The 18795-nt window shown below is 70.8% G+C and carries 18 protein-coding genes; 10 read left to right on the top strand and 8 right to left on the bottom strand.

Annotated elements, in window-relative coordinates; all coding sequences use genetic code 11:
- The 5 genes from ACFUJY_RS16325 to ACFUJY_RS16305 all read left to right on the top strand — a co-directional run bounded on the left by ACFUJY_RS16325 (nucleotide 1) and on the right by ACFUJY_RS16305 (nucleotide 4419).
- On the top strand, nucleotides 1-201 hold the full coding sequence (locus ACFUJY_RS16325; RefSeq protein ID WP_266534908.1) for a CopG family transcriptional regulator: 201 nt from the start codon (nucleotides 1-3) through the stop codon (nucleotides 199-201).
- Nucleotides 198-587, top strand: a complete 390-nt coding sequence (locus tag ACFUJY_RS16320; protein ID WP_383299360.1) for a type II toxin-antitoxin system death-on-curing family toxin — start codon at nucleotides 198-200, stop codon at nucleotides 585-587. Before ACFUJY_RS16325 ends, ACFUJY_RS16320 begins: the two co-directional genes overlap by 4 nt.
- Before the next feature lie 150 nt (nucleotides 588-737).
- Nucleotides 738-2519, top strand: coding sequence for a DEAD/DEAH box helicase (locus ACFUJY_RS16315; protein WP_383299358.1), 1782 nt, complete (start codon nucleotides 738-740; stop codon nucleotides 2517-2519).
- A gap of 434 nt (nucleotides 2520-2953) precedes the next feature.
- Nucleotides 2954-3595, top strand: coding sequence for an IclR family transcriptional regulator (locus ACFUJY_RS16310; protein WP_018100771.1), 642 nt, complete (start codon nucleotides 2954-2956; stop codon nucleotides 3593-3595).
- Between the two features lie 50 nt (nucleotides 3596-3645).
- Entirely contained in the window at nucleotides 3646-4419 is a 774-nt protein-coding gene (locus ACFUJY_RS16305) for a S16 family serine protease (protein WP_383299354.1), read from the top strand.
- Between the two features lie 21 nt (nucleotides 4420-4440).
- Here the strand turns inward: ACFUJY_RS16305 and ACFUJY_RS16300 are convergent, their stop codons facing one another.
- Genes ACFUJY_RS16300 through ACFUJY_RS16280 form a run of 5 tightly spaced genes read right to left on the bottom strand, consistent with a single transcriptional unit; the run spans nucleotide 4441 to nucleotide 8668 of the window.
- Entirely contained in the window at nucleotides 4441-5406 is a 966-nt protein-coding gene (locus ACFUJY_RS16300) for a glycine betaine ABC transporter substrate-binding protein (protein WP_383299432.1), read from the bottom strand.
- Nucleotides 5407-5414: 8 nt separating this feature from the next.
- Nucleotides 5415-6287, bottom strand: coding sequence for an ABC transporter permease (locus tag ACFUJY_RS16295; protein WP_383299351.1), 873 nt, complete (start codon nucleotides 6285-6287; stop codon nucleotides 5415-5417).
- Nucleotides 6284-7540 carry a betaine/proline/choline family ABC transporter ATP-binding protein gene (locus tag ACFUJY_RS16290; protein ID WP_383299348.1) on the bottom strand — a complete coding sequence of 419 codons (1257 nt, stop codon included), beginning with the start codon at nucleotides 7538-7540 and terminating at the stop codon, nucleotides 6284-6286. Before ACFUJY_RS16290 ends, ACFUJY_RS16295 begins: the two co-directional genes overlap by 4 nt.
- Nucleotides 7533-8180: an ABC transporter permease gene (locus tag ACFUJY_RS16285; RefSeq protein ID WP_018100766.1), complete on the bottom strand. Its 648-nt coding sequence runs from the start codon at nucleotides 8178-8180 to the stop codon at nucleotides 7533-7535. Before ACFUJY_RS16285 ends, ACFUJY_RS16290 begins: the two co-directional genes overlap by 8 nt.
- 14 nt (nucleotides 8181-8194) lie before the next feature.
- Entirely contained in the window at nucleotides 8195-8668 is a 474-nt protein-coding gene (locus ACFUJY_RS16280) for an Lrp/AsnC family transcriptional regulator (RefSeq protein WP_330315234.1), read from the bottom strand.
- 130 nt (nucleotides 8669-8798) lie between these two features.
- Here ACFUJY_RS16280 and hppD point away from each other — a divergent pair, with 130 nt between their 5' ends.
- Nucleotides 8799-9944: a 4-hydroxyphenylpyruvate dioxygenase gene (gene hppD, locus ACFUJY_RS16275; protein ID WP_383299344.1), complete on the top strand. Its 1146-nt coding sequence runs from the start codon at nucleotides 8799-8801 to the stop codon at nucleotides 9942-9944.
- A gap of 58 nt (nucleotides 9945-10002) precedes the next feature.
- Here hppD and ACFUJY_RS16270 read toward each other — a convergent pair whose 3' ends face one another.
- A complete protein-coding gene (locus ACFUJY_RS16270; protein ID WP_383299342.1) occupies nucleotides 10003-11706 on the bottom strand; it encodes a tetratricopeptide repeat protein in 1704 nt (567 codons plus the stop codon).
- A gap of 97 nt (nucleotides 11707-11803) precedes the next feature.
- Between ACFUJY_RS16270 and ACFUJY_RS16265 the strand changes: the two genes are divergently transcribed.
- Nucleotides 11804-13171: an FAD-binding oxidoreductase gene (locus ACFUJY_RS16265; RefSeq protein ID WP_383299340.1), complete on the top strand. Its 1368-nt coding sequence runs from the start codon at nucleotides 11804-11806 to the stop codon at nucleotides 13169-13171.
- A gap of 26 nt (nucleotides 13172-13197) precedes the next feature.
- Here the strand turns inward: ACFUJY_RS16265 and ACFUJY_RS16260 are convergent, their stop codons facing one another.
- Nucleotides 13198-13674, bottom strand: a complete 477-nt coding sequence (locus ACFUJY_RS16260) for an SsgA family sporulation/cell division regulator (protein WP_383299337.1) — start codon at nucleotides 13672-13674, stop codon at nucleotides 13198-13200.
- Nucleotides 13675-13883: 209 nt separating this feature from the next.
- On the opposite strand from ACFUJY_RS16260, the gene ACFUJY_RS16255 reads away from it, so the two are divergent.
- On the top strand, nucleotides 13884-14954 hold the full coding sequence (locus tag ACFUJY_RS16255; RefSeq protein WP_383299334.1) for an RDD family protein: 1071 nt from the start codon (nucleotides 13884-13886) through the stop codon (nucleotides 14952-14954).
- A 64-nt stretch (nucleotides 14955-15018) separates the two neighbouring features.
- Complete coding sequence (locus ACFUJY_RS16250; RefSeq protein ID WP_383299332.1) at nucleotides 15019-15684, top strand: RDD family protein; 666 nt, start codon at nucleotides 15019-15021, stop codon at nucleotides 15682-15684.
- A gap of 25 nt (nucleotides 15685-15709) precedes the next feature.
- On the opposite strand, the gene ACFUJY_RS16245 is transcribed toward ACFUJY_RS16250, so the two are convergent.
- Nucleotides 15710-15997, bottom strand: a complete 288-nt coding sequence (locus ACFUJY_RS16245; protein ID WP_383299330.1) for a hypothetical protein — start codon at nucleotides 15995-15997, stop codon at nucleotides 15710-15712.
- A gap of 369 nt (nucleotides 15998-16366) precedes the next feature.
- Here ACFUJY_RS16245 and ACFUJY_RS16240 point away from each other — a divergent pair, with 369 nt between their 5' ends.
- Entirely contained in the window at nucleotides 16367-18763 is a 2397-nt protein-coding gene (locus ACFUJY_RS16240) for an immune inhibitor A domain-containing protein (protein ID WP_383299327.1), read from the top strand.
- The last annotated feature ends 32 nt before the right edge of the window (nucleotides 18764-18795 follow it).

Genomic DNA, 18795 nt, shown 5'->3' with positions numbered 1-18795 from the left:
ATGGCCATGAACCTGCGTCTCCGCGACGACCAGACCGAAGCCCTCAAGCAGCGTGCCGAGCAGGAGGGCACGAGCATGCACGCCCTCCTGCTCAAGGCCGTGGACGACTACCTGGCCCGGACCGCACAGCAGGCCATCGTCCGCCGGACGGCACAGGAGCAGGCCGCCAAGTGGAGTGAGCTCATGGAGCGGCTGAAGTGAGCTGTGTCTACCTGAGCTCCGAGGACGTTCTCGTCATCGCCGAGCACGCCTGCCCCGACATGCGGGTCGTGCTTCGCGACGCAGGACTTCTGGAGTCGGCCGCTCACCGGCCGTCGGCGTCCATGTTCGGGCAGGAGGCGTACCCGGACGTCCTCGACAAGGCGGCCGCGCTCCTGCAGTCGCTGGCGGTCAACCACCCGTTCTTCGACGGCAACAAACGTACCGCCTGGCTGTCCTGCGTCACCTTTCTCGCCATGAACGGGGTCGACCTCCGGCCCGACATCGACGCGGCGGAACGCCTGGTCATCGCGGTCGCGACGGGTGAGGCCGATGAGGTCGCGGTCATCGCGAAGGGGTTGCGCGAACTGGTGGCCGGCCTCGTGTGAGAGCCGTCGCACTTGCGTGTGCGGTGGCGCGGTACGCCGTGGTGCGGGGCACTCGCACCGGTAGGGTGGCCCGGTTGTCGTATCGCGTGCGGAGCCGGTCCGGCCCGCGCGGACAGCGCCCACGTACCCGAGAGACCCGAACCGGAGACCGTGACTACTACCGCCTCCCACCACCTCTCACCCGCCTTCCCCGGCCGCGCCCCCTGGGGCACGGCCGGAAAGCTGCGAGCCTGGCAGCAGGGCGCCATGGAGAAGTACATCCAGGAGCAGCCGCGCGACTTCCTCGCCGTCGCCACCCCCGGCGCCGGGAAGACCACCTTCGCGCTGACGCTCGCGTCCTGGCTGCTGCACCACCACGTCGTGCAGCAGGTCACCGTCGTCGCGCCCACCGAGCATCTGAAGAAGCAGTGGGCCGAGGCGGCCGCCCGGATAGGGATCAAGCTGGACCCCGACTACAGCGCGGGTCCGCTGAGCAAGGAGTACCACGGGGTCGCCGTCACCTACGCGGGCGTCGGCGTCCGCCCGATGCTGCACCGCAACCGGTGCGAGCAGCGCAAGACCCTGGTCATCCTCGACGAGATCCACCACGCCGGTGACTCCAAGTCCTGGGGCGAGGCGTGCCAGGAGGCGTTCGACCCCGCGACCCGGCGGCTCGCGCTCACCGGCACCCCCTTCCGGTCGGACACCAACCCGATCCCGTTCGTCGTGTACGAGGAGGGCGACGACGGCATCCGGCGCTCCTCCGCCGACTACACCTACGGCTACGGCAACGCCCTGGCCGACGGCGTCGTGCGCCCCGTGATCTTCCTGAGCTACAGCGGCAACATGCGCTGGCGCACCAAGGCGGGCGACGAGATCGAGGCCCGGCTCGGCGAGCCGATGACCAAGGACGCCATCGGGCAGGCGTGGCGCACCGCCCTGGCGCCCACCGGCGACTGGATTCCCAATGTGCTGAGCGCCGCCGACAAGCGCCTCACCGAGGTCCGCAAGGGCATCCCGGACGCGGGCGGGCTCGTCATCGCCACCGACCAGGAGTCGGCCCGCGCGTACGCCAAGATCCTGAAGAAGGTCACCGGCGAGTCGGCCACCGTCGTGCTCTCCGACGAGAAGGCCGCCTCGAAGAAGATCGACAAGTTCAGTCAGGACGACTCGCGCTGGATGGTCGCCGTCCGCATGGTGTCCGAGGGCGTCGACGTGCCCCGCCTGGCCGTCGGCGTGTACGCGACCACCATCTCGACCCCGCTCTTCTTTGCCCAGGCCGTCGGCCGCTTCGTACGCTCCCGCAGGCGCGGCGAGACCGCGTCCGTCTTCGTCCCCACCATCCCGATGCTCCTCGAATTCGCCAACGAGATGGAGGTCGAGCGGGACCACGTCCTCGACAAGCCCAAGAAGGGCAGCGACGAGGAGAACCCGTTCGCCGAGGAGGACAAGCTCCTCGCCGACGCGGAGAGGCTGGAGGACGAGGAGACCGAGGAGCAACTGCCCTTCGAGGCCCTGGAGTCCGACGCGGTCTTCGACCGGGTGCTCTACGACGGCGCCGAGTTCGGCATGCAGGCGCACCCCGGCAGCGAGGAGGAGCAGGACTACCTCGGCATCCCCGGGCTCCTCGAACCCGACCAGGTCCAGCTGCTGCTCCAGAAGCGGCAGACCCGGCAGATCGCGCACAGCCGGCAGAAGCCCGCCTCCGAGGCCGACCTCCTGGAGAAGCCCGCCCAGGACCGCCCGGTCGTCACGCACAAGCAACTGCTCGGCCTGCGCAAGCAGTTGAACACCATGGTCTCCGCCTACACCCACCAGAGCGGCAAGCCGCACGGCGTGATCCACACCGAGCTGCGCCGGGTCTGCGGCGGGCCGCCGAGCGCGGAGGCCACCGCCGGGCAGATCGAGCAGCGGATCAAGAAGGTCCAGGAGTGGGCCACCCGCATGCGGTGACCCGCGTACGGCGCCCAACCGGCCCCGGAACCCTCGCACCAGGGTCCCGGGGCCTTGTCGATCAATGAATCGGCCGAAAAAATTTTCACGGTGAGTTAACCGTGGTTCACATCCGGTCTACGGAGCGTCGCTGGAGAGTCGGCCGACATGGACGCGCGTAGATCCGCAGTGAACCGCTCGCGCGCCGCTGACCGGCACTTATGCTCGTACGGTGCAACCGGGTTTTTGAGGAAGACCGGATTCTGGACGAGGGCTTCCGCTGAGCGGACTCGCTCGCTACTGTCCAAAAAATGTGAACGCCCCGTGGCAACGCCGCCGCGGAGCGCAGCCGGTGCCTTGGCCAGGCCGGCGGCCTCTCCGTGCGTCGCCCCCGGGACCGGTGGCGCACATCCCACGGGACAGCCGCGGCCGCTCACCACGGAGGAGAGGGCGTCGTGACCGCGGAGACCTCCCAGACGCTCGACAGAGGACTGCGTGTCCTCAAACTGCTCGCCGACACCGACCACGGCCTGACGGTCACCGAGTTGTCCAACAAACTCGGCGTCAACCGCACCGTGGTCTACCGTCTGCTGGCCACGCTGGAGCAACACGCCCTGATACGCCGCGACTTGGGTGGGCGGGCGCGGGTGGGCCTCGGCGTCCTGCGCCTGGGCCGCCAGGTCCACCCCCTCGTCCGCGAGGCGGCGCTGCCGGCGCTGCGCTCGCTGGCCGAGGACATCGGGGCCACCGCCCATCTCACCCTCGTCGACGGCTCCGACGCGCTGGCCGTCGCGGTGGTCGAACCGACCTGGACCGACTACCACGTCGCCTACCGGGCGGGCTTCCGCCATCCGCTGGACCGGGGCGCCGCCGGCCGGGCCATCCTCGCCGCCCGCCAGAAGCCGGTGGGCGAGACCGCCTTCACCCTCACCCACGGCGAGCTCGAAGCGGGTGCCTCCGGCGCGGCGGCGGCGCTGATGGGTGTGACGGGGGTTGAGGGGAGCGTCGGCGTCGTGATGCTGGCGGACTCCGTCCCCGAGCGGGTGGGACCCCGGGTGGTGGACGCGGCCCGTGAGGTAGCGGACGCGTTGCGCTGACGGACCCGGTGGCCCGAAGCGGCGGGCGGGCCGCACGTTAGATTGGACCGGTGTCCAGACAGCGCCTCGCCCTCGCCGCCCTCCCCGTAGCCGCCCTCCTCGGCGTAGCCGCGTTCGCGCCGCTGCCCTTCACGCTGGCGCAGCCCGGGACGACCGCGGACGTGCTCGGGGACGACCACGGCACCCCGGTGATCAGCATCGAGGGTGTGCCGACCCGGTCCACCGAGGGCGAGCTGCGGATGACGACGATCGTGGCGACGGGCCCGAAGGCGGACGTCGGCCTCGGGGACGTCGTGGACAGCTGGTTCCGGACGGACCGGGCCGTGCTGCCCCGCGACTCCGTCTACCCGACCGGCGGCTCCGAGAAGGAGATCGAGAAGCACAACCTGGACGACATGGCGGAGTCGCAGGACGCCGCCGTCGACGCCGCGCTGAACTACCTGGGCCGCAGGCCCGGCTCGGTCGACGTCACCCTGCACCTGGCGGACATCGGCGGTCCCAGCGCCGGACTGTTCTTCGCGCTCGGCATCGTGGACAAGCTGGACGGCGACGGCTCGGGCGGCGACCTCACCGGCGGCCGCACCGTCGCGGGCACGGGCACGATCGACGCGGACGGCACGGTCGGCGCGGTCGGCGGGGTCTCCCTCAAGACGCAGGCCGCCCGGCGGGACGGGGCGACCGTCTTCCTCGTACCGAAGGCGGAGTGCTCCGAGGCGAAGTCCGAGCTGCCGAAGGGGCTGCGGCTGATCCCGGTCACGACGCTGAAGAACGCGGTGAACTCGCTGCGGGCCCTGGAACACGGCGGCAAGATCCCCGGCTGCTGACCGGGAACGGCGCAGGCCGGGTCAGCCCTCCTTGATGAACCCCTCCGCGATCAGCCAGTCCTTCGCCACCTCGTGCGGGTCCTGGCCCTCGACGTCCACCCTGGCGTTCAGCACCTGGGCGACCTCCGTGTTCAGCCGCTTGCTGAGCGGATCGAGGAGGCCGGCGATCTCCGGGTACTTCTCCAGCGTCGGGGTGTGCACCACGGGCGCCGCGTTGTAGTTGGGGAAGAAGTGCTTGTCGTCCTCCAGCACCTCCAGGTTCATCGCCTTGATGCGCCCGTCCGTGGTGAAGACCTCGCCGAGCAGGCAGGAGTCGGACGTGGAGACCTGGGTGTAGATGATGCCCGCGTCCATCTTGCGGATGTTGGACGCCGGCAGGGACATCCCGTACGCCTTCTCCATGCCGGGCAGCCCGTCGTCGCGCGAGGCGAACTCGTTCTCGACGCAGACCGTCACCGCCGACGGGTCCTTCTTCGCCAGGGCGGCCACGTCGGAGAGCGTCTTCAGGTGGTACCTGGCGTTGTTCCTGCGGCTGATGGCCAGCGCGTACGTGTTGTTGAGGGTGGACGGCCGCAGCCAGGTCACCCCGTTCTTCAGGTCCGCGTCGCGCACCGCCTTCCACTGCTCCATCGGGTCGGTGATCGGCTTCGCGTGCCCGAGGTACGTGATCCAGCCGGTGCCGGTGTACTCGTACTCGGCGTCCGCGTCGCCCTGGATGACCGCCTCGCGGGCGCTGATCGAGCTCGGCAGGTTCGTCCGGTCCAGGACCTCCGCCCCGGCCGCCTTGAAGATCAGCCCGATCATCTGGCCCAGGATGATGTTCTCGCTGAAGTTCTTCGAGGTGACGGTCAGCGACGCGCCGTCCAGCGGCTGCCCCTGCCCGACCGACCCGGGCACCACGTCGTCCACCATCGGCGACCCGCTCTTCAGCCCGCACCCGGCCAGCACCAGGGACAGCGCGGCCCCCGCCGCGAGAGCCCCGCGCATCCGCGTCCTCATCGCCCCACCTCCAGGCCGCGCGGGGTCAGCGCCACCTCGGCCAGCGAGGCCAGCCAGTCCACCAGGAGCGCCAGCACCACCGTCAGGACCGAGCCGAGCACCAGGACCGGCATGCGCTGGGTCTGGATGCCCGAGGTGATCAGGTCGCCCAGCCCGCCGCCGCCCCCGAAGGTCGCCAGGGTCGCCGTGCCCACGTTCAGCACGAGCGCGGTCCGGACCCCGGCCAGGATCAACGGCACGGCGAGGGGAAGTTCGACCCTGGTCAGAGTGCCCATGGCCGACATGCCGATGCCGCGTGCCGCCTCCACCATGTTCGGCTCGATCGCCTTGAGACCGGCGACCGTGTTGGACAGCACCGGCAGCACCGCGTAGATCACCATGCCGGTGATCGCGGTGGACGGGCCGATGCCGAGCCAGATCACCAGCAGCGCCAGCAGACCGATCGCCGGGGTCGCCTGCCCGATGTTGGCGATCGCCGTCACCACGGGGGCCGCCTTGCTCAGCCCGCGCCGGGTCAGTGCGATGCCCAGCGGAATGGCGATGATCAGCACCCAGAACGTGGAGATCGCCGTCAGCTTCACATGCTGCCACCAGCGCACCTCGACCGTGTCCCCGGCGATCGAGTTCTCCGCGATCGAGTCCAGGTGCACGTTCTCGATCCAGACGTACGTGAGGACCAGCACGACCGCGAGGACCGCCGGGAGCACCACCAGCTTGCGCCAGGTGATCCGGCGCGCCGGCTTCGCCGGCTGCGGGACGGGCTCGGCCTCCTCCTCGTCGCGGAAGGCGTGCCCCCGCACGTCGTGCTCGCCCGGCGGCCGTTCGCGGCCCGGGGCGCGGGAGGAGCCGGACGGGGAGTCGGGGGTCATGCGCCCGCACCGCCCTCCAGCTCCTCGGCGGTCTGGTGGACCCGCAGCTCCTCCAGGTCGTGCTGGTGCTCGATGGCGGCGAGCCGGTCCGCCTCCAGGAGTTCGTGCACCGAGTTCATCAGGGTGTGCATGTCCACGACCCCGGTGAACTCGCCGCGCCGGCCGGTCACCGCGACCCGCCCGCCGCTGTCGGTGAGCACCGCCTCCAGCGCGTCGTGCAGGGTCGCGTCCCGGGTCACCGTGTCGTGGACCAGCTGCCCGGCGCGCGCCAGGGAGCCCCGGGCGCGCATCAGGTCGCCGCGCCGCAGCCACTTGTAGGGGCGGCCCCGGCGGTCCAGCATCAGCAGCTCGTTGTGCGAGCCGCTGCGCAGCTTGTTGAAGATCGACTGGAGCGGGTCGTCCACGGTCACGGTCGGGAAGTCCGCGATCTCCACCTCCCGCACCCGGGTCAGGTTGAGCCGCTTCAGCGCCGCGCCCGCGCCGACGAATCCGGAGACGAAGTCGTCCGTCGGGTTGGTGAGGATGGCCTCCGGAGTGTCGAACTGCGCGATGTGCGAGCGCTCGCGCAGCACCGCGATCCGGTCGCCCAGCTTGATCGCCTCGTCGAAGTCGTGGGTGACGAAGACGATCGTCTTGTGCAGCTCGTGCTGGAGCCGGATCAGCTCGTCCTGGAGGTGGTCGCGGGTGATCGGGTCGACCGCGCCGAACGGCTCGTCCATCAGCAGCACCGGCGGGTCGGCGGCCAGCGCCCGGGCCACGCCGACGCGTTGCTGCTGCCCGCCGGAGAGCGCGCGCGGATAGCGGCCGTGGAACTCGCGCGGGTCGAGCCCGACCAGGTCCAGCATCTCCTCGACCCGGTCCTTCACCCGGGACTTGGACCAGCCCACCATCTTCGGCACCAGGGCGATGTTCTCGGCGACCGTCATGTGCGGGAAGAGCCCGGAGGACTGGATCGCGTACCCGATCTTCCGGCGCAGCTTCACCGGGTCGATGTCGGTGACGTCCTCGTCGTCGATCCGGATGCGGCCCGAGGTGGGTTCGATCAGCCGGTTGATCATCTTCAGCGTGGTGGACTTCCCGCAGCCGGACGGGCCCACGAAGATCACGGTCTCGCCGGCCTTGATCTCCATGGAGACGTTCTCCACGGCGGGGTTCGGGTTGCCCGGATAGCGCTTGGACAGGTTCTCCAGCTGGATGGCGGCGCCGGAGGTGGCCGCCGGCTCCGACGCGGTCTCGGTCGCGGTCTCAGACACGGATACCCCTCGGGATGGTGAGCCGGCCCAGCAGGACGTACGCGGCGTCGAAGAGGAGGGCGAGGATGACGATGCCGAGGGTGCCCGCGAGCACCTGGTTGATCGCGTTGGCGCTGCCCAGCGAGGCGATGCCCCGGAAGATCTCGTTGCCGAGGCCGGGCCCGGAGGCGTACGCGGCGATGGCGGCGATCCCCATCAGCATCTGGGTGGAGACCCGGATGCCGGTCAGGATCGGCGGCCAGGCCAGCGGCAGCTCCACCTTGAACAGCCGCGCGGTCCGCGACATCCCGATGCCCTTCGCCGCGTCCACCAGGGCCGGGTCGACGCCGCGCAGGCCCACGATCGCGTTGCGGACGACGGGGAGCAGCCCGTACAGCGTCAGCGTGATCACCGTGGGCGCGACGCCCAGGCCGACCAGCGGGATGAGCAGACCGATGGCGGCCAGGGACGGGATGGTGAGCACGGTGGCCGTGGAGGTGATCGCCACCGAGGAGCCCCAGCCGCTGCGATAGCTGACGACGCCGATCAGGACGCCGAGCACGGTGGCGATGACCATGCACTGGAAGACCGCGCTGACGTGCTGGAAGGCGTCGGTGAGCAGCTGCTGATGGCGGTTGGCCACGTACTCCCAGAAGCTCACCCGTCCTCCTCGGCTCAGTCGGTGTCGCGCGCCGCCTGTTCCACGAGCGGGATGACGCGCAGCGGCACGGGGTTCTCCATGACGATGGCCGTGGAGGCCCGGACGATGCCATCGAATCCGACAACCCGGTCGATCACCCGCTGGAGATCCGCGTTGGACCGGGCCACGAGCCGGCACAGCATGTCCCCGTGCCCGGTGGTGGTGTGCAGTTCGAGCACCTCCGGTACGCCACTCAAGTGCGCCCGTACGTCGGCGCCTTGGCCCTGTTTGATCTCCAGCGTCGCGAACGCGGTGACCGGATAGCCGAGGGCCGCCGGATCGACGTCCGGGCCGAATCCGCGGATGACGCCATTCGACTGAAGACGGTCCAGACGCGCCTGCACCGTCCCGCGCGCCACGCCCAGCCTGCGGGACGCCTCCAGGACACCGATCCTGGGCTCACGCGCGAGCAGCACGATGAGCCGCCCGTCCAGTCGGTCGATCGCCATGCCCCGGCCTCCGTCGGTGTGATGGGCACCATGTACAGATAGTCCGGCCATCATGGCCGGGTGGTGTGCAGATTGACCAGTGAATACGGGAACTGTTGCGCACCTTGCGGAGTGGCGGGAACCTCTGGGCATGACAGAGACGATGCACAGCACCCCCGAGACGTCCCGGCAGGCCGACCCCTTCCCCGTCAAGGGGATGGACGCCGTCGTCTTCGCCGTGGGCAACGCCAAGCAGGCCGCGCACTACTACTCGACCGCCTTCGGCATGAAGCTGGTGGCCTACTCCGGCCCCGAGACCGGCAGCCGCGAGACCGCCAGCTACGTGCTGACCAGCGGCTCCGCCCGCTTCGTCCTCACCTCCGTCGTGAAGGCGTCCACCGACTGGGGTCACTTCCTGGAGGACCACGTCGCCGCGCACGGCGACGGCGTGATCGACCTCGCCATCGAGGTCCCGGACGCCCGCGCGGCGTACGCCTACGCCGTCGAGCACGGCGCCACCGGCATCGAGGAGCCCTACGAGACGAAGGACGAGCACGGCACCGTCGTGCGCGCCGCCATCGCCACGTACGGCAAGACCCGCCACACCCTGGTCGAGCGCTCCGGCTACGACGGCCCGTACCTGCCGGGTTACGTCGCCGCCGACCCGATCGTCGAGCCGCCGGCCAAGCGCTTCTTCCAGGCCATCGACCACTGCGTCGGCAACGTGGAACTCGGCCGGATGAACGAGTGGGTCGCGTTCTACAACAAGGTCATGGGCTTCACGAACATGAAGGAGTTCGTGGGCGACGACATCGCCACCGAGTACTCCGCGCTCATGTCCAAGGTCGTCGCCGACGGCACGCTCAAGGTCAAGTTCCCGATCAACGAGCCGGCCATCGCGAAGAAGAAGTCGCAGATCGACGAGTACCTGGAGTTCTACGGCGCCGCCGGTGTCCAGCACATGGCGCTCGCCACCAACGACATCGTCGCCTCGGTGAAGGCGATGCGCGCCGCCGGGGTGCAGTTCCTCAACACCCCGGACTCGTACTACGACACGCTTGGCGAGTGGGCCGGTGAGACCCGCGTACCGGTCGAGACCCTGCGCGAGCTGAAGATCCTCGTGGACCGCGACGAGGACGGCTACCTGCTCCAGATCTTCACCAAGCCGGTCCAGGACCGTCCGACCGTCTTCTTCGAGATGATCGAGCGCCACGGCTCCATGGGCTTCGGCAAGGGCAACTTCAAGGCCCTGTTCGAGGCGATCGAGCGCGAGCAGGAGAAGCGCGGCAACCTCTGACGCGCCGGGCACGGGGGAGGGGCGGGCCGCTCGCGGTCCCGCCCCTCCCGTCCGTACGTCAGCGAGCGGCCACCGCCGGCGCCGCCGAAGCCTCCACGGGGGCCTGCGCGACCGCCGCCGCGGGCGCCGGACCGCCGCCGGGCGCGGGCTGCTGCTCGGGAGCCGGAGCCTGCGGAGCCGGAGCCTGCGGTGCCGGGGCCTCGGGCGCGGGAGCCTGCGGTGCGGGCGCCTGCGGGGCCGGGGGCTCGGGTGCCGGGGGCGGCTGCATGTCCGCCGGGCCGCCCGCCGGGGGCTCGCCCAGGCTGTCCAGCGCCTCCCGGGCCAGCGGCGCGTCCAGCGGCGAGAACTTCGGGTTGGTCCGCAGCGCCCCCTCCAACTGGCGGCGCGCCGAGCCGTAGTCGCCCAGGGCGCGCTGCACCATGCCCAGGTGGTAGGCGTAGGAGGCGTTCTGCCCGCCCGAGTCCACCGCCCGCTGCGCGTACTCCAGCGCCCCCTCCGAGTCGCCCGACCGGTGCAGCGCCCAGCCCAGCGCGTCCGCCACCGCCGCGCTGTGGTGGCCCCGCTTCCACTCCGCCCGCAGCAGCTCCACCGCCGCGTCCGCGTCGCCGTGCGCGGCCTCGAAGCGGCCCAGCGGCAGCGACTCGTCCACGCCGCGCGCCTTGCCCCGGTCCAGGGCCGCCCGCAGCTTCTCGTACTGGCCCACCGAGTCGCCGTCGAGCCCCAGCGACTCGTACAGCTCGCCCAGTTCGAGCAGGTAGCCGGGGCGCGGCGACTTCGCCAGGGCGGCCTGGTAGTCCCGCACGGCCTCGTCGGTGCGCCCGAGGGCCGCCAGCGCCCGGGCCCGCCCGGCCAGCGAAGGGTGGTGGCCCTTCTCGACGCGCAGCGCCGCCCCGTACTGCGCCACGGCCTCCTTCGGCTCGCCCCTCTCCCACGCCAGATCGCCCAGCCGGGACAGGCAGGCGGCCTTCTCGGCGGGCGTCTTCGCCCGGTTCGCCGCGTCCTGCGCGGTGGCCAGCGCGTCCTCGCGCCAGCCCCGGTCGCGGTACATCTCGGCGGCCCGGCCCAGCGCCGGGACCCCGGCCCGCAGTTCGGTGAACCGCTCCACCGCCGTGATCGCGGACTTCTGGTCGCCCAGGCCGTTGTAGGCGTCGATCAGCTGCGGGTAGACCGTCCACTCCTTCGGGGTGCGCGTGCGGACCGTCTCGCCCCACTTCTTGGCGGTCACGAAGTCGCGGCGGGCGTTGGCCAGCGATGCGAGGCCCACCCAGGCGGCCGTGTTGCCGCTCTCGCCGGGGCGCACGTCCAGCGACCGCTTCAGCGCCTGCTCGGCGCGGGTGTAGTACGCAGGGTCGGCGGCCCGCCGCCCCACCTCCACGTACGCCGACCCCAGCACCGCCCAGGAGTCCGCGTCCGAGGGGTGCGTGCCCACCCACTTCTGCCGGTCCCCGATGAGCGCCGTCAGATCGGCGAGCGCGGCGGGGGAGCCGGCGGCCGTCGCGCTCATCGCCCGTGAGACCGGGCCGGCCACGGGCGGGGCCGCGTCCTTGTCGTCGTCGGGCACCGCGACCACCGCGCCCGTCACCAGGACCGCGCCCGCCACGATGCCGAAGGCGGCGCGGCGCAGCGTCGTGCGCATCGTGGGGGGCGGCGGCTCGGCCAGGGACGCGGGGTCCGGCGGGGACGCGTCCGGGGCGGGCCAGTCGGTGTCGAAGGAGTACTCGGGCCCGGAGGCCCCCGGGGGCTGCTGAGGCGTGAGATCCATGCCGCTCACTGTGCGTCAGTATGAAGATCACACCGAGCCTTGGGATCGCCACCGCAGACGGGTTCACACCAATGGGCCCGGGTGCCACGCTTGGATCATGGACGATCTCCTCGAACGGCTGCGGGCGGGTCTTCCCGCCGGGGCCGTGCTCACCGACCCGGACGTCACCGCCTCCTACGCCCACGACATGGCGAGCTTCTGCGAGGCCGGCGCCCCGGCCGTCGTCGTGCTCCCCCGCACCGTGGAGCAGGTCCAGCACGTCATGCGCACCGCCACCGCGCTGCGCGTCCCGGTCGTCCCGCAGGGTGCCCGCACGGGCCTGTCGGGCGCCGCCAACGCCACGGACGGCTGCATCGTGCTCTCCCTGGTGAAGATGGACCGCATCCTGGAGATCAGCCCCGTCGACCGGGTCGCCGTGGTCGAGCCCGGGGTGATCAACGCGGTGCTGTCCCGCGCGGTGGACGAGCACGGTCTGTACTACCCGCCGGACCCCTCCAGCTGGGAGATGTGCACCATCGGCGGCAACATCGGCACCGCGTCCGGCGGCCTGTGCTGCGTGAAGTACGGGGTCACCGCCGAATACGTCCTCGGTCTCGACGTCGTCCTCGCCGACGGGCGCCTGCTCAGCACCGGCCGCCGCACCGCCAAGGGCGTCGCCGGATACGACCTCACCCGCCTCTTCGTGGGCTCCGAGGGCAGCCTCGGGATCGTCGTGAAGGCCGTCCTCGCGCTGAAGCCCCGGCCGCCCCGGCAGCTCGTCCTGGCTGCCGAGTTCGCCGGCGCGGCGGGCGCCTGCGACGCGGTCTGCCGGATCATGGAGGGCGGCCACACCCCGTCACTCCTCGAACTGATGGACCGTACGACCGTCCAGGCGGTCAACCGGATGGCGAACATGGGCCTCCCCGAGACCACCGAGGCCCTGCTGCTCGCCGCCTTCGACACCCCGGACCCGGCCGCCGACCTCGCCGCCGTCGCCGCCCTGTGCACCGCCGCCGGCGCCACCGACGTCGTGCCCGCCGAGGACGCGGCCGAGTCGGAGATGCTGCTCCAGGCCCGGCGGATGTCGCTGACCGCGCTGGAGACCGTCAAGCCGGCGACGATGATCGACGACGTGTGCGTACCGCGTTCGCGGCTCGGCGAGATGCTGGCGGGCACGGCGGAGATCGCCGAGAAGTACGGCCTCACCATCGGCGTCTGCGCCCACGCGGGGGACGGCAACACCCACCCCGTCGTCTGCTTCGATCCCGCCGACGCCGACGAGTCCCGGCGGGCCCGGGAGTCCTTCGACGCGATCATGGCGCTCGGTCTCGCGCTCGGCGGCACGATCACCGGCGAGCACGGGGTGGGCGTGCTGAAGAAGGACTGGCTGGCCCGGGAACTCGGCGAGACCGGCGTGGAGCTGCACCGGGGCATCAAGCAGGCGTTCGACCCGCTCGGGCTGCTCAACCCGGGCAAGGTGTTCTGACCGGCCCCGGCCCCGGTCCCCGCGCCTCAATGCTCCCCGTCCTGCGACTCGTCCGACGGCCACGGGTCGCTCATCCACAGATCGTCGGCCGGCAGCGGCGCGAGGAGTTCGGCCAGCCCCTCGTCGATGCCGAGCCGTTCGGTCTCCGTACCCGGCGGCACCACGCGCAGCGTCCGCTCCACCCAGACCGCGACCGCCGCGGACGGCACTTCGAGGAGCGCGTTGCCGTCCGGCGACGTCAGCGCCACGCAGATGACACTGTTCCCGTCCACCTTGGTGGGCCAGATCCGCACGTCCCCCTGCCCGCACGGCCGGAACACCCCCTCCACCAGCAGATCGCGGGCGAACGTCCAGTACACCGGCGAGTCCGAGGTGATGTGGAAGGTGATGTGCACCGCGTACGGGTCCTCCGTGCGGTACGTCAGCCGGGCGGGTACAGGGATGCTGCGCTCGGGCGACAGGACCAGCTTGAGCTCCAGCTCGCGTTCCACAACGGTGTGCATGACGGCGTCCTTCCGTTCTCCGGGGCCCGGTCCCACGACCGGCCCGCACAGGTGAGAGCGGTCCGCAGGCCATCCATTACGCGACTTCCCGAAAAAAGTTCGCGTGACCGGAAAGTGGGCCAAACATCCGGAGCGGCCCGGGAGCACGTGCCGGTCTGGTAGATGTGGACCCCTGTATTGAGGCCGCGAAGAGATACGGGACCACGGTGATGAGCGCCCCAACCCCGGCACCCGGTGACGAGAGCCCCCGCGAGGGGTACTACCCCGACCCGTCCATCCCCGGTTACGTCCGCTACTGGAACGGCGCCTCCTGGGTGCCCGGCTCCAGCCGCCCGGCCCCGGAGCCGGGGCCGGCGGAGCCGGCGGTGGTCGAGGAGACCGGCCCCGTCTTCCTCGACGAGAAGGGCCACGAGGACGGCCGCCCCGAACCCGCCATCGCCTGGCAGGCCGACGCCTCCCGCCAGTCCGGCTTCGCCGGAGCGCGGCAGGTGGCGTGGCCGGAGGCCGCGGGGGCCCCGGAGGCCCCGGCCGCCGAGGACGCGACGCCCCCCGCGCCGAGGGTTCCGTCCTCAAACGCCGGACGGGCTGGGATGTCCGAGCTCGTCCAGCCACCCCAAGCCCGTCCGGCGATTGAGGACGGAACCGGTACGCCGGAGCCAGCCGAGGGCACTCTCGCCATCCGCGCGCTCGCACCCCGCCCCGCGCCGGAGGGGCCTGTCGCACCGTGGAAGCCCCCCGCCCCCGAGCCCTTCCAAGGGCTCATCGCGGCGCGGACCGAGGGCCGCCCCGCCCCGCTCGGCAAGCGGTTCGCCGCCCGGCTCATCGACACCGTGGTGCTGGGCGCGCTCACCGCCGCGGCCGCCGTGCCGCTGGCCGGCCGGGCCGTGGACCACATCGACGGGAAGATCGACGCGGCGGAGCAGACCGGCGAGACGGTCACCGTGTGGCTGCTGGACTCCACCACGGCCGCGCTGGGCGGCGCGGCGCTGGGGGTGTTCCTCGGGCTGGGCGTACTGCTCGACGCGGTGCCGACCGCGAAGTGGGGCCGTACGCTCGGCAAGAAGCTGTGCGGCCTCGACGTACGGGACATCGAGTCCCACGAGACCCCCGGCTTCGGCGCCGCGCTCCGCCGGTGGCTGGTCCAGGGCGTGCTGGGCGTCCTGCTCATCGGGGTCGCCGACGTGCTGTGGTGCCTGGTGGACCGGCCGTGGCGCCAGTGCTGGCACGACAAGGCGGCCCGGACCTTCGTCGCGGGCCGGCGGTCGCCGTCCGACAGCTGACGGCCTGTCCCCCGAACGCACCTGAGCCGTTGCGGGGGCCGGGGCCCCGCGATGCACTGCCCCCATGAGCAACGATCAGCCGCCGCCCGGTCAGCCGCCCGAGGACGACCCGTTCAGGAAGCAGCCGCCCGGGGACCAGCCGCCGCCGTCGTCCGGCTCGCCCTACGGCGGCAGCGCGCCGCCTCCGCCCCCGCCGTACGGCCCGGGGCCCCACGGGGGCGGCGGTCCGTACGGCGGCGTGGACCCGCTGGCGGGGATGCCGCCGCTCGCGGAGCCCGGCAAGCGCATCCTGGCCCGGCTGATCGACTTCCTGATCATCTCGATCCCGCTGTACCTGATCTCGCTGCCCTGGGGCGGCGCAGTCGGCGCCGGGGACGGCAACGACGACGACGTCAGCGACGTCTTCGCCCAGACCTACAGCGGGCATCAGCTGCTCTGGTCGCTGATCGGACTCGTCTGCTACGTCGCGTACGACACGTACTTCACGCACAAGGACGGCCGCACGCTCGGCAAGCGGCTGCTGAAGATGCGGGTCGCGATGCTCAACGACGGCAGGGTGCCGGACACCGGCGCGGCCTTCCTGCGGGCCGTGGTGCTGTGGCTGCCGGCGCTGCTGTGCTGCCCGTGCCTGTGGTGGCTGATCAACATCGTGCTGATGTTCACCGACAAGCCCTACCGCCAGGGACTCCAGGACAAGGCGGCCAAGACGGTGGTCGTCACCGTCAACTGAGCCGCGACCCGGGCGCGACCGGCACTCAGCGCCGGCTCTGCGCGGAGACGGGCGCGCGCTCCTCGTCGCGGGCGGCGGGCGCGGTGCCGCGGTGCGCGGACACCGGCGCGGCCGTTCCCGTCGCCTCCGCCGCGTAACGGCGGGGCTTCGCGGGTACGGTGACGGACACCACGAGCCCGAGGGCGAGCGCGACCGTGCCGACGGCCGCGATACCGATGCCCGAACTGGTGCGGAACAGCAGCAACATGGCCAGGGTCGAGAAGACGACGGTGACCGAACCGTAGGCGAGCTGTGCGGCGGTAGGACGCGGCATGGCGTTTTTCCGTCCTCGGGACGTCGGATGGGCGGTCTCTCGACTCGGTCGCGCTGTCGAGCGACTCTATGACGGTGGATGCCCTGGAGGAACGGGTGGTAAGCGTAACCTAACCCACAGTGCCGGTGCATGGGGGGCGCACGGAGTCATCCCCCCCGCCCCTGGGGAGGGTTGACGCGCCGGTGGATCGCGAACGCCTCGTCCGGATACCGGAAAGGTGCTCCTGCATAGTGCACTTGCTCCGTTCAAGTCAAGGTCTGTCTTTTCTTCCGTAACTCCGGTCGAATGTCGTCACTTGTGACGCGTTCCGCGCGCGGCCTCTCCACACTCCCGGGCCGTCGCCGCGGGCGCCGGGGAGGACTGCATCACGTGATCATTAAGAGAAGGGCGCTTCGGACCGGAGCGGTTGTCGTGGCCATGGCCGCGACCGCCGCGACCGCATCCGCCTTCGCCACCGCTCAGGCAGATGACCAGGCGTCGGGTACCGCTGCCTCCATCGACCGCCGGGACCCGGGGTCGGCCAAGGGCAACAACCACGACCTGGAGGGCCCGTTCAGCAAGCAGCAGGCCGCTCAGCGCCAGGCTGCCCTGGAACAGGTCATATCCGGCGACAAGAAGGTTTCGTCGCGCGGAGGCTCCAAGGTCGTCAAGCTCGACAGCAACAAGTACGTCGAGCTCGGCCGTGAGAAGACCGACAAGATCTTCACCGTCCTGGTGGAGTTCGGCGACCAGGTCGACAACACGACCATGTACGACCCGGACGGCGCCGGCCCCAAGCCCGCCGTCAAGAAGTACGGCGGCACGCCGGGACCGCTGCACAACCAGATAGCCCAGCCGGACCCGAAGAAGGACAACAGCACCGCCTGGCAGGCCGACTACAACCAGGCCCACTTCCAGGAGCTGTACTTCGGCGAGGGCGCCGGCAAGCACTCCCTGAAGACGTACTACGAGAAGACCTCGTCCGGCCGTTACTCGGTCGAGGGTGAGGTCTCCGACTGGGTCAAGGTCCCGTACAACGAGGCGCGCTACGGCTCGAACTACTGCGGTTCGACCAACTGCGCCAACGCCTGGGACATGATCAAGGACGGCGTCAACGCCTGGGCCGCGGACCAGAAGGCCAAGGGCCGCACGCCCGAGCAGATCAAGACGGACCTCGCTCAGTACGACAAGTGGGACCGTTACGACTACGACAACGACGGCGACTTCAACGAGCCCGACGGCTACATCGATCACTTCCAGATCGTGCACGCGGGTGAGGACGAGTCGGCCGGCGGCGGCGTCGAGGGCACCAACGCCATCTGGGCGCACCGCTGGTACGCGTACGGCACCAACGCCGGCGCCACCGGCCCGGCGGACAACAAGGCCGGCGGCACCGAGATCGGCGACACCGGCATCTGGGTCGGCGACTACACCGCGCAGCCCGAGAACGGCGGCCTGGGCGTCTTCGCCCACGAGTACGGCCACGACCTCGGTCTGCCGGACCTGTACGACACGACCAACACCGCCGAGAACTCGGTCGGCTTCTGGTCGCTGATGTCGGCGGGCTCCTGGCTCGGCACCGGCAAGAACAGCATCGGGGACATGCCCGGTGACATGACCGCCTGGGACAAGCTCCAGCTGGGCTGGCTGAATTACGCCGAGGCCAAGGCCGCGACGAAGTCCACCCACAAGCTGGGCGTGTCCGAGTACAACACCAAGGACAAGCAGGCGCTCGTCGTCACGCTGCCCGAGAAGCCCGTCACCACCGCCGTCACGACGCCCGCCGAGGGCGCCAAGCAGTGGTGGAGCGACATGGGCGACAACCTCAGCAACACGCTGTCGCGCTCCGTCGACCTCACCGGCAAGTCCAAGGCGTCCCTGGACCTCCAGGGCTGGTGGGACATCGAGAAGGACTACGACTACCTGTACACCGAGGTGTCCACCAACGGCGGCACCAGCTGGACCGCGATCGACGGCACCGCCGACGGTCAGCCGATCCCGCGCGACGCCAGTGACAAGCCGGCCCTGACCGACGTCTCCGGCACGTACCAGAAGCTGTCGTACTCGCTGGACGCCTACGCGGGCCAGAAGATCGACATCCGCTTCCGTTACGCCACCGACGGCGGCGCGGGCGGCGTGGGCTTCGCGGCCGACACCATCTCGGTGACCGCCGACGGTGCCGCGCTCTTCACGGACAACGCCGAGGGCGACGACAACGGCTGGACCGTCAAGGGCTTCTCGCGGGTCGGCAAGTCGTTCACCAAGGACTACCCGCAGTACTACATCGCGGAGAACCGTCAGTACGTCAGCTACGACGAGACGCTCAAGACAGGCCCGTACAACTTCGGGTTCTCCACGACCCGTCCGGACTGGGTCGAGCACTTCCCGTACCAGAACGGCCTGCTGGTCTGGCTCTGGGACACCTCCCAGAAGGACAACAACGTCTCCCAGCACCCGGGCCACGGCCTGATCCTGCCGGTGGACGCGCACGCCAAGCCGCTGAAGTGGGCGAACGGCTCGGTCATCCGCAACAAGATCCAGCCCTTCGACGCGCCGTTCAGCTGGTACCCGACGGACGGCTTCACGCTGCACCTGGCCGACCAGGCCGTGAAGATCAAGCCGCAGCTCGGCGTCCCGTCCTTCGACGACCACAAGGGCACCTACTGGTACGAGGAGAACCCGACCGGAAGCGTCAAGGTTCCTGACACCAACACCAAGATCACGATCATCAGCGAGCCGCTCAACGGCGACACGATGACCGTCCAGGTCGGTGCCTCGAAGAAGTAGAACCGCATCACCGCAGGTCACAGCATGATCGG

The organism is Streptomyces sp. NPDC057249, assembly GCF_042669245.1.
In the GTDB taxonomy this organism is placed as follows: Bacteria; Actinomycetota; Actinomycetes; order Streptomycetales; family Streptomycetaceae; genus Streptomyces.
This window is presented reverse-complemented; position numbering and strand designations above follow the sequence as displayed.